At 28.2% G+C, this 14124-nt stretch carries 13 protein-coding genes; 1 reads left to right on the top strand and 12 read right to left on the bottom strand.

Features of this window, described 5'->3' with window-relative positions; genetic code table 4:
* Positions 1-260: 260 nt before the first annotated feature.
* The 7 genes from ACQH24_RS02135 to ACQH24_RS02105 all read right to left on the bottom strand — a co-directional run bounded on the left by ACQH24_RS02135 (position 261) and on the right by ACQH24_RS02105 (position 7632).
* Positions 261-1391: a formate/nitrite transporter family protein gene (locus ACQH24_RS02135; protein ID WP_425380395.1), complete on the bottom strand. Its 1131-nt coding sequence runs from the start codon at positions 1389-1391 to the stop codon at positions 261-263.
* A gap of 40 nt (positions 1392-1431) precedes the next feature.
* Positions 1432-2031, bottom strand: a complete 600-nt coding sequence (yihA, locus tag ACQH24_RS02130) for a ribosome biogenesis GTP-binding protein YihA/YsxC (RefSeq protein WP_425380394.1) — start codon at positions 2029-2031, stop codon at positions 1432-1434.
* Positions 2031-2813, bottom strand: coding sequence for a TrmH family RNA methyltransferase (locus ACQH24_RS02125; protein ID WP_425380393.1), 783 nt, complete (start codon positions 2811-2813; stop codon positions 2031-2033). Before ACQH24_RS02125 ends, yihA begins: the two co-directional genes overlap by 1 nt.
* A gap of 14 nt (positions 2814-2827) precedes the next feature.
* Positions 2828-3538: a hypothetical protein gene (locus ACQH24_RS02120; RefSeq protein WP_425380392.1), complete on the bottom strand. Its 711-nt coding sequence runs from the start codon at positions 3536-3538 to the stop codon at positions 2828-2830.
* Between the two features lie 223 nt (positions 3539-3761).
* Entirely contained in the window at positions 3762-6533 is a 2772-nt protein-coding gene (locus ACQH24_RS02115) for a cation-translocating P-type ATPase (RefSeq protein WP_425380391.1), read from the bottom strand.
* 165 nt (positions 6534-6698) lie between these two features.
* Positions 6699-7139 (bottom strand): hypothetical protein, encoded by a 441-nt coding sequence (locus ACQH24_RS02110; protein WP_425380390.1) that lies wholly within the window; start codon positions 7137-7139, stop codon positions 6699-6701.
* Between the two features lie 4 nt (positions 7140-7143).
* The gene (locus tag ACQH24_RS02105; RefSeq protein WP_425380389.1) at positions 7144-7632 is read right to left on the bottom strand and encodes a hypothetical protein; all 489 of its coding nucleotides are present in this window, start codon (positions 7630-7632) and stop codon (positions 7144-7146) included.
* A gap of 122 nt (positions 7633-7754) precedes the next feature.
* Here ACQH24_RS02105 and ACQH24_RS02100 point away from each other — a divergent pair, with 122 nt between their 5' ends.
* Entirely contained in the window at positions 7755-8018 is a 264-nt protein-coding gene (locus ACQH24_RS02100) for a hypothetical protein (RefSeq protein ID WP_425380388.1), read from the top strand.
* Positions 8019-8092: 74 nt separating this feature from the next.
* On the opposite strand, the gene ACQH24_RS02095 is transcribed toward ACQH24_RS02100, so the two are convergent.
* The 5 genes from ACQH24_RS02095 to ACQH24_RS02075 form a co-directional block, all read right to left on the bottom strand.
* On the bottom strand, positions 8093-9436 hold the full coding sequence (locus ACQH24_RS02095) for a Sapep family Mn(2+)-dependent dipeptidase (protein ID WP_425380387.1): 1344 nt from the start codon (positions 9434-9436) through the stop codon (positions 8093-8095).
* A 53-nt stretch (positions 9437-9489) separates the two neighbouring features.
* The gene (gene hemW / locus ACQH24_RS02090; RefSeq protein WP_425380386.1) at positions 9490-10569 is read right to left on the bottom strand and encodes a radical SAM family heme chaperone HemW; all 1080 of its coding nucleotides are present in this window, start codon (positions 10567-10569) and stop codon (positions 9490-9492) included.
* 73 nt (positions 10570-10642) lie between these two features.
* The gene (locus ACQH24_RS02085; protein WP_425380385.1) at positions 10643-12358 is read right to left on the bottom strand and encodes an MSC_0882 family membrane protein; all 1716 of its coding nucleotides are present in this window, start codon (positions 12356-12358) and stop codon (positions 10643-10645) included.
* 53 nt (positions 12359-12411) lie between these two features.
* Positions 12412-12672 carry a hypothetical protein gene (locus tag ACQH24_RS02080; RefSeq protein WP_425380384.1) on the bottom strand — a complete coding sequence of 87 codons (261 nt, stop codon included), beginning with the start codon at positions 12670-12672 and terminating at the stop codon, positions 12412-12414.
* A 67-nt stretch (positions 12673-12739) separates the two neighbouring features.
* Positions 12740-14098: a BMP family ABC transporter substrate-binding protein gene (locus ACQH24_RS02075; RefSeq protein ID WP_425380383.1), complete on the bottom strand. Its 1359-nt coding sequence runs from the start codon at positions 14096-14098 to the stop codon at positions 12740-12742.
* Positions 14099-14124: the final 26 nt, after the last annotated feature.

Genomic DNA, 14124 nt, shown 5'->3' with positions numbered 1-14124 from the left:
TTTTATAATTTTTGGTATTGTTACCAATTTATTGGACCCAATCAATAACATTATACTCTTAATTTTCCAAAATTTACCAAAAAATAATGTTCCTTTTTTATTTAATATTTATTAAAAATAAAAAACAAGAAAAGATTTATCGTTTTCTTGTTTTTATTGATTTGTTTAATTTTTAATTTTGTTTCAAAATTTCAAAGGATAAACAATATACTTATTGTTAAATTTATCGAAACTACTCTTTATTAATTATTTTGCTAAACTTAATCTTTTCTCTTTTTCGTAAATCATTGTTTTTTTGGTGGCACTTTGACATTACTAATTGCTGTATTAAACTTGGTTTGATCTAAAACAAAATTATTATCAATAATTTCTGCAAAACCAGCTTTTAATTGTAACAATTTAATTTTACCTAAATAGTTCTCTTTTTTTAAATTAACAGCTGTTGCATCAATTTTTTTCCGAGCAATAAAATACCCTAATGTTGGAATAACCACTGCTCCCCCTAAAAAGTTTCCGATGAAAGCCGGCAATAAATTAAATCCTGCGAAATATCCGGCCGAGGCCCCTGGTAACACTTCGGTCCCTTGCATTGGTAATCCTAGCATTAATACATTCATTCAGAAAAGAAATGAATTAGCAACAACATGTTGAAAACCAGAAATACAGAAGGCAAATAAAATAAAGAAGATACATAAAATTGAAGCAGTTGCACTTTTTGAAGAATAAGTAACATATAATGTTGCCGCCACTAAAATATTACAGAAAATTGCGGACATAAGATTATTTAAAAAAGTTGTTCCCAGATCACTATTCGTAACTGTTTGCCCATGTGCTAAAGCCTCACCAATCAAACCAATCTTATGTTGCATTGTATTCATTACTTGACCACCAAAAGTGTTTAAATCACTTGTTTTTTCATTGCCAAAAACAGCGGCATAATAAATAATAACTGCAGCAAACAAACAACCAATAAAATTAGATAAAAAAATTAATAATAAATTACGAACATATAATGACGGATTAGCATGCCCAGTAACGGCATTGATGAAACCAACACAATGAGAAGTATAAATCCCACCACCTAAAAATGTCACTAATAATAAGCCGACTGGAAAAACAAGTCCAAAAATTACTAGTTTAATACCCGGTGTTGTAATACCTTGAATTGCATACAAAGCCGCAATATAGCCAATTGAAATAAATAATCCTCCTAAAAAACCATTTAATAAGGTATTAATAATACCGGCTTTAATTTTACTATCTGAGGATTTGAATGCTCCAATAATAGCTTGTTCTGAATATGATAAATGTCCTTCTAAAACTGACGTATCAATTTTAGCTAATTGATTAATTTGATTTTGATATTTTACTATTTTAATAGTGTCTTTCATTGTTTTCCCCTTTAGTTTTAAAAATAAACTCTGTCTTAAATTATACATTAAATCTTAATAATTTTGCAAATAATGTTCAACATTCATCACGACCAATTTTTTTGCTGCTTGATGTTTTAATAAAGTAGTCACTATCAACAAAATTTAATTTTGTTTTAATAATCTTCTCCTGTTTTTGAATATCATTCTTTTTTAATTTATCTAATTTTGTCCCAATAATAATTGTTAAAATCTTAAAGTGTTTTAAGTATTGATACATTTCACAATCGTCTTGTGTTGGTGAATGGCGTAAATCAACTAATAAACAAACAAATTTTAAGTTACTTCGCTGCGTTAAATATTCTTCCATCATTTTTGCAAAAGCAGTTTTATAATCATTATTAAGTTTTGCGAAACCATAACCTGGAGCATCAACAATTCGAAATTGATTATTATTAATGGAAAAAAAATTTAACATTCTTGTCTTCCCTGGCGTTTGTGAAACTTTTGCTAATTGCCGTTGATTTGTTAACATATTTAAAAAACTTGATTTTCCAACATTACTTTTTCCTAAAAAAACAATTTCAAATAAATCATCATTAATTCAACCTGTCTTATTTACTGCCGAGGTAATATAATTAGCATTTTTAAACTTAAACATTATTTTCCCTCCAATTGACGATTAATTTCATACATTAAAATTGTTCCTGCCTGTGCAACATTTAATGAATCTAATTTTGGATTAATTTTAATTTGAATATTATAATTACTAATTTTTTGTAATGCCGGAGAAAGACCATGTCCTTCATTTCCCAAAGCCAAAATATAACGGTCTGCTTTATTAAATTGACATTCTTGTAAAAAGATATTCTTTTCTTTTAAATCCGTTGTTATCATTTTATATTGATTTGCTTGTAAAGCTTTAATTTCTTCCAAATTAAATTCTTTAATAGCGGCTTTAAAAATTGCTCCTTGACTAGCTCGTAATACTTTATCATTAAAGATATCAACCGTATGATTATATAAAATAATATTAGTAAAATTAAAACCTAAAGCAGTCCTAATTAATGTTCCCAAGTTACCAGGATCTTGAATATTTTCTAATAATAAGATATGCTGATCAGACTTAAAAAAATTATTTTCACTAATTTTATTTAGATCAATCACTCCAATAATATTTTGACTATTTTTACTTTGACTTAATTTCTCTAAAATAGGTTCTGAACAAATTGTTATCAAAACATCACCAACATTTTTTAATTTTAGGCTATTTGATTCTAATGTCAAAATTTCAATTAATAATTTTTGTTGTAAAGCTTCCTCAATAATGTTTCAACCTTCAATTAAGGCTAAATTTAATTCTTTGCGATATTTCTTTTCTTTTAACTTTGTTAATAATTTAACATGATCATTTTGTGTTGAATTAATTTCCCGATACTGCATTTGTTTTTTCCTTCTTAATTAATATACATAAAACCAACTAAATAGTTTTTTATTTTTGGATCATCTCATTGCTTCCCAGTTTTTTCTGTTTCACGTATTGCAACAGCCATTGCGCGAGGACGTTTCGGAGGCTCTATCATTTTTCCCAATAAAACTGATAATCCTGTCCGTTTACTTTCTTCATTACTTTCCTTATTATAATCTTCAGCATCTTTCACACCAACTTGTTTTGCCATAATCTTAATTCTATTCTTTTTATATCAACGTTGAAATTGCAAATATTTCTCAAAATCTCATTCTTTTTCTTCTCATGTTAAAAAAATACGATTTTTCCCTTCATCTCAACTATCTAAATAATCTCGAAAATTTGTTTGCGATGTTGGCCCTTGCGTCATCATTTTAAAAGTTCGTTCAATTGTTTCTGTTAAAGAATCATATCCATAACCTATAAAAGCATTACCAATTCAATGATGTTTATAAATTGGTTTTAACGGATCCATTGGTTCAGTAAAAGTCACCGCATATGATCAATATTTATTGTCAGCCTTACTGCGAAAAAGTTCATAACCAAATTTTTCATGCTTTATAATAACAGCATCTTTGCTAATTTTACACACTAAATGCTTAAAACTTTTAACAATTGTTTCAATTTCATTTACACTTAATGGTGCCTTTAATTTGGCTTGTTTTAATTTTAAAATATGTTCTGTATAATATGATGGCATAAATATTAACCTCTTTCTTTGAACCACGCTAATAACTACGTATAATTTTAACTTTTATAATTCGTTAAGTAAAGAATAATTATAAATTAATCTTTTTTTAAAACATTAGGAACAGATAAATATGATAATTTTTAAAAAAAGAAAGCTTTTAATTTAATCCTCTTACTGATTAAACTCCATCTTTCTTTTTAAACAAAATAAATATTAAATTGATTTGATATGTTTATAAAGCTCTAATTTTTAAATTTTTAACCTTAAAATTAATTCAAAGAATAAAATTATAAGTAAGATAAATTAAGAATGTTGGTACTATCGCAAGGAAAATGAAGATAAATAATAATGACACTGGCATATCCTTAATTTGAAATTCAAAGAAAACATTGATCGCACCAAACGGTAATAAAGTTATTATTCCTAAGACAGCGGCTAAAACCATAAGACATCATAAATAAATATTAGGTTTATATTTATCAATTCGTTCTGTTTTTGGTGCATAACGGATTGGCAAACAAGCATTATTATATAAGATTACATAAAAGATTGGGGCAAAAATCATTACAATATAAACTCCCGTCTTACCATACATTGCGGCTAAATTTGAATCTCAATGAACATATCATAATGCTGTTTGGTAACTTAAAACTGAGAATAAAACATTAAAGAAAGTTGTCACCGTGATTTGTACAATAATATCTTTTAATAAACTTTGTTTTTTCTTATTAGTGAGTATATTCCGCATAACTCCTTTTCGTTCACGACTAAGCCCAATCGGAATTGCGACAATTGTTTCAACAATAAGAATATGAACTAAAATTCCCACCGCATTTAATGCTAAATCTTTATAACACAAGAGAACAAGAAAAATGGTTAAAATTTGACTTAAATTTACAGCTAATAAGAATGAAATTGAATACTTAATTTTTTCATAAACATTACGTCCAAAACTAACTCCAGTAACAATGCTTTTAAAATTATCATCTTTTAAAACGACATCACAAACTTCCTTAGTAACTTCAGAGCCCGCAATTCCCATTGCAATTCCAACATTAGCTTTTACTAAACTTGGTGAATCATTAACCCCATCTCCAGTCATTGCAACAGTATAATCTTGTGCTTTAAAAGCATCAACAATAATTGCTTTATGATTGGGATTAACACGTGCAAAGACATTTGTTGATTTTAATAGTTCATTAAGTTCCATCCTATTTAATTGTTCAATTTGTTCACCAGTAATAACTTGGTCGTGGTTTTCATCAACAATATTTAATTGACGGGCAATTTCAAAAGCCGTAATCTTATGATCCCCAGTAATCATAACTGTTCTGACCCCAGCATTTTTAGCAATTTGAATTGCCTCATAAACACCTTCACGCGGTGGATCTATAATTGCTACTGCTCCTAAAAAAGTTAAATTATCTTCATAATTTTTTTTATTATTATCAATAGTTTTAGTGGCAAAAGCCAAAACACGATAACCTTTTTTAGCAAAATCAATTAGTTGATTTTCAATTGTTGTAATATCATTCGGTGATAATACAGTTGTTTTACCATCAACTAACTTTGATTTACATTTTTTAAAAATATATTCTCAAGCACCTTTCATAAAAACCGTGGATTTTTTATCCACTAAATTTACAGAAATCATTAGTTTACGTTTTGAATCAAACGGAACCTCATCACTTCGTTGATATTTTTTTCGTAACATTAGGTAATTAATTTTTTGATTAAGGACAAAATTAATTAATGCTAATTCAGTTGGACTACCAATTTTTTCTTTTGCAATAATAGCATCGCTACATAAGGCAAGGCAATTCAGAAATTCTTTATTCTTTTCATAATTAATTAATTCTAAATCTTGGGCTTTGAAATTAATAAATACTTTACTTACTGACATTTTATTTTGTGTCAAAGTTCCAGTTTTATCAGTACAAATGATATTAACGCTTCCAAGCGTTTCAATCGCAGATGAACTTTTAAAAATAACATTCTTTCTGGCCATTTTTTTAATCGCAATCATTAAAGAAATTTTAACAATAATAATTAAAGATTCAGGAATAATTGCTAATGCTGCTGAAACAGCAATCGATAATAATTTATATCAATTCCGTAGATTTTCATGAAAATCACTGCGAAGTAGAAATGAACATCCAAAAAGAATACTTCCAAAAATAATTGCTGTAACTCCAATAATTGCTGTTAATTTAGTAACATTTTTCTCTAAGATTGATTTTTCTTTTTTTGTATTAGTAATATTCGAAGCAATTTTTCCGATTTCAGAATTAATCCCTGTTGCAAAAACAATTCCCATCATTTTCCCCTCTAAAATTAAGGTGGACATAAAGGCAATATTCTTTTGATCACCTAGCATTAAATTTTCTTGTAAAATTGAGTCCGATGTTTTTAAAACTGGTTCATTTTCACCCGTTAAACTTGATTCATCAATTCGCAACATCTGATTATTAATAATTCTAATATCAGCTGGCACAAAATTACCCGAAGTCATAAAAACAATATCTCCCGGTACAAGCTGTTTGACATTAATTTGTTTTTTCTTACTATTTCGTAAACAAAAAACAGTATATTCCTCTGTGCTTCCTAAAGAAGAAACATATTTTTGCGATTTTACTTCCTGAACTGTCGCGATAATTGAATTAATTAAAATAATCGTACCAATAATAATAATTCCAATGACATCTGGCGGTTCTAATTTACCAATTATTAAAGGAACAATAATTGATATTAACCCTGCAAATAACATAACTAAACTTAAAGGATTCAGAAATGATTTTCCAAAAAAAATAAATCACTTTGTTTTCTTTGATTCTGGTAAAGTATTTTCGCCATATACTTTTAACCTTGCCTCAGCTTCATGCTGTGATAACCCCTTATTAACATCAACATCTAACCTTTCAAAAATATCAACATCAGAAATCTTATATCATTCGACGTCCTTTTTAACTTCTGATAACTCTTCATTTTTTTTAATATCTATCATACTATAAACCTCACATTTTAAACTTTATTTTTAATTAGCATTGTTTTAACTAACATCCCAGAATATTAATAAATAAAGTTAACCTTACTTAAATTTTTGATAAAATAATTTATTAAAAGTGTTCTTTTGCCATAAAAATTATTGACTGCACTTATCTCTAAAACCCTACGGTAATTTTCCATTCAAATAATGTTTTAAACATTTTAAAGAACAAATATTAACATCATCAATATGCATAATTTTTGCTTTAAGTTTATCACATTGACAAATAAACTCTTTTGACTCATCCAAATGGTGAGAACATGGTTTTTCTTTATGAATTCAACATTCAGTAATTCTCTGACCAAGTAATTCAAAATTGCCCCCATTATCATTAACGATTCGTAAAAAGTTAACTCCTTCAGCAACATCATGACCACAAACTGTTTTAAATAAAACAGTTGAAATTTTATATGAAGAATTAGTAAACGCTAAATTTGATGTCTGATTCTCAAAATTGCATGCTTCACAATCAGCATATGAAATATTTGTCAAATATTGAATCTTTGTTACTAGTTCAGCAAATTTATCTAATCACTTATTATTACTCAAAACTTTATCATTCATTTTTCTAATCGCCTTCCTTAATTGTTTTATTAAGATATTTTCGTAAACATTCTCTTGAACAATAATTTTTGTTGTCAAGAACTAAGTGCTCATCATCATAGTACAGTAGTTTCTTACAGCAAACACAAGCAACATTATTTCGTAGCACTTTAATATATGAATTAGTAAGATCATTCATTTGATTACACTCATTACACAAATCAACATTAAATTGGTCAATTGTTTCTAGTTTTACATTAATTTTATTAAAACTAAATCCAAAAAAAAGATCATAAATATTTATGTCATCAATATCTTTCTCTTGTTGACAGTTATTACAATAAAAAGAGTTAATTTTACCAATTTTAATTATTTCCCATAAATATTCAAATAACTCATTTTTAAATTTAATTCAATCTTCATAATGCTGTTTAGCAGCGTTCTTATTATTTTGTATATTATTTTCACTAGTAGTATTCTTAGTATGTTCTTGTAAGTCTTCTAATTTCATCATTATATCCTCCAAAGAATTTAATGTTTTTATTATATCACAAAATAAAATTTCACAATTAATAACTTATATATAGTATAATAATTGTATGTATCAATTATTTTATTACGAAAGGAGTCTATTCTATGATAAAAAGAATATTATCATCACTTTTAAACATGCTATTTTGTTGATTAAATGTGATTTTATTAATTTTTAATATTAATCCTGTTGGAACTCTGGTTTTTGGTACTTATTCTCCAAGCACACGTAAAGATAAGTTTATTTATGGATTATGTTCTTTATTGCAATGAATTTTAACGTTCACAATTGTCGGAACCGTATTTGTTATTATTTTCTGAGCAAAAGGTGAACCATCAATTGCACAACGTCTTGCAAAATCAGCATAATAAAATATAAAAATAAAAAAGTTTTAATAATAGTTTTAAAATCTATTATTAAAACTTTTTTAATTAACACAATATTATTTTGTCGTTAATAATGGGATTGCTTTTGTATAAATTTCTAACATTTTTTGTAAATCACTAATTTTAACATATTCATTATATGCATGCATTGTTGATTCATTAATATCAAATTCAGCCCCAAAAGCAACACAATTTGGCATTGCTTTTGCATAAGTTCCACCACCAATTGCAACTGGTTTTGCCTCCTTAACACCAGTAACATCTTGATAAACCTGCATAATATTTTTAATCATTGGACTATCAATAGGCATATGAATTGGTTTTTCTCAAGAAATATTTCTCAATTCTAGATGATAATTTTTTAATTCTTTCCCTAATGGTCCTTCAACATCTTTTAATTGATATGAAATTGGAACACGCATATTTAGTGTCAACCGCGTTTTTTCGGCATTAATTTCAACAATACCATTGTTAACAATTAATAAACCTGTTTCATCCTTCATTGTTGGAAAAAGTTGACTAAAATGAAAATCATTGTATAAATGTTTTTTAACAAAATTAGCAATTGGCGAGTCTGTTTTTACCTCGGCATATGTCGCTAATGTTACTAGTGCCGCATTGACTCCTCGTTCCGGTAAACTCCCATGTGATGCCTTTCCTTTAACAATTAGGCAATCATCCTCCATCATTGTTTCAATTTGTTTTTGTTCTAATTTAGTTTTAATTTCTGTCAAATGCGGACCTTGATATCGCACAACATCAGCCACACAATTATATGCTTCCCCACCTAACAAACTAAATTTTTCAGAACCACCAATAATATCAGCCTTAATAATCCCTTTTTCGGCATATACAACAGGAAATTCCCCATCAGGAGTATAACCTAAAGTTGGCGTTCCTTCAATTGCCATATATGCTTTAATTGATGCTCAGTCAGTTTCTTCTGTTAAACCAAAAATCAAACGAATGCAATAATCTGGCTGATACTTATGGTCTTTTAAATATTTTAAGGCATATAAATTAATAAGTGTTGGTCCCTTATCATCAAATGAACCACGCCCTAATAATTTCCCATCTTTAATTTGGGCTTGAAATGGTTCAAAATCTCATTTATTAAGATCCCCCGCTGGAACAACATCTAAATGTCCTAAAATTGCGAAAATTTCTACCCCCGCCCCATATTCAACATAACCATAACGATTTTCAGGATCTTGATAAGTTTTAAAGCCTAATTCTTTCCCTAAATTAATAGCATAATCTAACACAGCTTTCGTTCCTAAACCAAATGGTGCTTTTGGTTGGGCGGCACTACGCACCGAAGGAATTTGAATAATCTCTTGAATTTTTTCTAATGCTTCGGAAAAATATTCTTCTTGTAATTTAATGACATCTATTTCCATTTTATTTTCCTTTCTTTTTTTAAGAGCTTGATACTCACATCATAACATAAAACCTATTCCATAATATTAATTAAAATATCATTTAAAATATTTAATCCATCCCTTGTACAACGCAAATGATTATTGTCAAATACTAAATTATTTTTTGCAACTTCCGATGTAATCTTCTCTTCATAATAAGCGATTGCTTGTTGAGCATCTTTTACTGTTGTTAAATCAATTCCATCTAAAATTCGTAATCCCATCATTAAAATTTGAAAGTAATAATCTGCTAATAATATTTCTGTTTTCTTTTGTGTTCAGTTAGCATATTTCCGACTATTTTCTAATAAATAATAACCATCATTATTAATAAAACCAGTTGCTCCTGGACCAAATAATCAAAATGATTTATTTGTCCAATATCCTAAATTATGCTGAGATTTTTTATTGCTATTAGTGTAATTAGAGATTTCATAACGAACATAACCCATTTTCTGCAAAGCTCCATTAATAATTTCATCAAAAGCAATATCATAATCTGGCAATTTTATTTTTGTTTTTCCCCAATAAGAATTTTCTTTTAAAATCAACGAATACCAGCTAATATGATTAGGTTGTAATTCTTCAACCATTCTTAAATCTTCCTGAATATCTGATGTTGTCTGATCAAACAAATTATAAATTAGATCAAAAGAGATATTATTAAACCCTTCGTTTCGGGCCAAATAATAACTATTAATGACATCAGTCACACTATGATGACGATTAATTTTTTTTAATAATTGATCATTAAAGGTCTGGACTCCAATTGATAAACGATTAATATGATATTTTTTCAAAAGTTGTAATTGACTCTGTGTAATTTTCTCAGGATTTAATTCAATCGTATATTCTATCATTGCTGTCTGATCAACTTTTTGCAATAGTTGCAACAATTTCGCCAATTGTTGATCATCTAAACTATTTGGCGTTCCTCCCCCTAAATAAATTGTTTTTAATTGCATTTGTGGTTGTGATTGCAAAATTTCTTGTTCTAACGACAATAAAAATTCATCAACCATTTCTGCCCGTGATTTTTTGATTTTAAAAAAATCACAGTAAAAACAAATATGATCACAAAAGGGAATATGTACATATAAATGTTCAATCATTATTAATCCTCACTTCTTTATTAGTAATTATAGAATAATTTTAAATAAAAAAGAATTGTTTTTAAAACAATTCTTACTTGCGATGAAATAAGCTACCAAATAATGGTTCCCCTCGCCGTCTGCGACGGCGAGCAATTAACCATGGAATCGAAATTACTATGGTTAAAATAATAATAAAAATAATAAAAATAACTAAACAAATTCGATTGGTTTTTTTCTTTAACGCTTCTAATTCTTCTGGTTTAACAATTTGATAACCATAATACCCAATAATATTTGCTTTTCTTCTTTTTGTTAAAACAATATTAGCAATATGAATTCCTAATACTGAAATTAAAATTGCAATTGTAATCGTAATTGCCGCTGTTAAATCATCAACAATTCCTCAACTTCAAAAACCAAAGCGGAATTCCTGTCCTGAGTGTTGCTGAAAACCATAAAGAATTCCTAAAATAATCCCTCCAAAGAAATATGTTGGAAAGGCTAATCAATTTAAGATAATACTACGAACTGTCATTTTTTTATAATTATCAATTAAGAAGTGCGGAATCGTATGATTTCCCCGCATTAAATGCGAAATATAATTATTTGTTTCAATTCGAACTCGTGATAAATCAAAAATCCCAGCAAATAATAGCCCTAATGAAATTAACAAAAAGGTAATTGTCAAAAATGGATGTGGAATATATTTTGCTTGAATTTCCATAATTGCTGATAAACCTTGTTGATGCGTAATAAAATACAATGCAATAAATAAACCTGTTGACATTGTGCCAAAAAGACCAAATGTAATCATAATTAATGTTCTAATTTTTTCCGAGCGTATTTCACGAGCAATTTCTAATGGAATTAATTTATTAGCATACTCACGATTAAAATGACGACGACGGTGTTTTGCTGGCAATTGTGGTTGATAAGCATAGCGATTATTTTCAAAACTATTTGTTAAAACTGGCCCTTCTAGTTGGTTTGCAGGCAAATAATTATTATTTTGATAAAAAGTCGGAGGAGCTGGCATTGCTGGTGGCATTATTTGATTATTGTCAAAATATGGTTGTGAATTTACATTCGGATAATTTCCTTTACCATCATAGTATAATTCCGATTGATTAAATTGTTCATTAAATTGTAACTGATTATACGGATTTGTTACTCGTCGTTGGTAAGGGCGACGATATTGATTAACATAAACTTTATCCTCATTAAAATAACCTTCCGGATTATTTTGATAATTTATTCCTTCTGGATAGTTATATCCGCCATAATTTTGATTACCTCCTAAATATTGATCTTGAGCAACATTTGATGGTGACTGATGAATTCGTCGTGGTAAAATTTGGGGTTGAATAGGACGGACATAATTGTTCGTAGCATCATGATTATAATAAGGTTCAACATACCCTGCTGGCGGGGCAACTGCTACTGGTGCCGGATTTAATTCCCGTTCTTCGTCAAGAAATTGGCGTTCATTATTTGCATAATAATTATATTGATTATTTAAATTCATTCGCGCAGGACGAATTGTATTATTATTCTGATATAACATTTCAGTATTATTTAATTGATTTTGTTTATATGCTTCATTCGGGCGAAAGTATTGATTTGAAACAAGGTGGTTTTGAGGAGCATGATTATTGTTTGTTTGATTTTTAATAAAATCTGGATCATTTTGATTTATTAATTCAGGACTAAAATTATCACCAGAACCATTATCTGGTTGCATTTGTGATTGATTATTATGTTCTTTATCTTTAGTTATAAAAGATTTAACTGTATTAAAAAACCCCATACTTTGTTTCACCTATCCTACTTGTAAAAATCAATTTATTAAAAAAGAATTACCTAGTTCTTATCACCCGTTTTTTTAGCTAGCATAATTTCCTGTTCAAAATACTCAATTTTTTCTTTAAAACTAGTTTCCTGTTTTAATTTAATCATATTTGTTCAATTTTGATTATTTCTTTTATTTCGAAATAAAGAAAAAGTAATAATAAAATAAACAAATAATAATAGCGCTGCAAATCCTAGTAAAACTCCAACTAACCCGATTATTGAAATTTCTAAATCTAAGATTTTTATGCTAATAGTCAAGATTCCTCCCATATAAACACCACACTATCTATACGTATTATACTATAATTTTTAATTTTTATTCAAAAAAAATACTTTTTTATTTTAGAGCATCTTCTAACATCAGCAGCACTGTTTTTTTAAGAGTATTTTGGCCCTCATATGTTAATGCTAAAGTATCGGTAAAATGTAATTGTTTTATTTTAGTATAAACTTTCCCTACCGCCGAAGCTAATTTAATTAATTTAGAATCCTTCTCAAGGTAGGAAATCATCTTGTCATTAATTCATTTTGTCTTTTCAATCCCTAATCAATTAGGATTTGTTTCCGATGATTGGTCCGTGTTAATTCAACAATTTTTAGTTTTATTAGATAAGTTCCAATCATGCGTTGTATTATTATAACCACAAGTTGATGAATAAATATTAAGTAAAGCATCTTCTGTTGCTTGAGCAATATTTAATAAACCACTAGTAATAATGTATTGATCACCATAAATTTTTGATTGTTCAGTATCAACTCCAACAACTTTGGCGCTTACTTTATTATATTTAATTCGATCAATGGTATCTTGTGTTTGCGGTCCTGCTACTGGAAAAATAATATTAGCCTTTTTACTGATTAAATAATCAGAATTTACCTTCCCGTCACCTTGATTAAATGATTGTGAAAACCATGATTCATTTTTATTTAATACTGTCTGTACTTTATTTATTGGCTGCAAAATAGTAATGGTTGGATCAATTGCCTTGATAAGATTTAGAATATCTTGTTTTAATTGGTGTAAATTAAAATAAGAACTACTATCATTAATTATTTCATTAAAAATATCAGCAGATAATAAGAATCCTCATAAGTAATTTGAAACCCCAATTGGATTATCCATCCCGCCATAAGTTCCAATATTTAATTTATTATTAAATTCTACTTGATTCAAATTAAGTCACATTGCTGTTGCAAAACCTGCTAAGAAACCAGCAATTTCTTTTTGAAATAAAATTCCCACAATATTATCTGCTCATGGTGATGTCTGAGCCATATTTTGATGAACATTCTGGCCACTACCATCAATAAAAATAACATTATCCGCTATGGCTGCTGCTGTTCCAATTGTATCCCCATGAATAAAGCCTGGTAAAATCATTGTTTGAGCCCCAGCAATCCTTGCTGTAATATAAGCAGCTTTAAATTCAGCTGGTGTTAACCCTAAGGGTTCAAAATAACTTGCCCTGAATTTACTATCTTGTCAGTTTGTTGGCACTGGCTGTTCTAATTGTGAAACAATATATTTACTAGCTCCTTCTCAAGCAGATTGATTAAAAGATTTATCATTAATAGTACCACTAATAATAACCCAAATATTACTTATATAATAGTATTTTTTAAAAAAAGCCGTTAAAAAACTAGCCGTAGTAAGAACTACTTGCAGGGCCATTAAAATTCTCATAATTTTTCGCATTATATTCTCCTTTAAAACTAAGTTAA

The sequence above is a fragment of the Spiroplasma endosymbiont of Stenodema calcarata genome (genome assembly GCF_964031205.1).
Taxonomy (GTDB): Bacteria; Bacillota_I; Bacilli_A; order Mycoplasmatales; family Mycoplasmataceae; genus Spiroplasma.
Note: the sequence above shows the minus strand (reverse complement) of the source record. Positions and strands in the feature narration are given on the sequence as shown.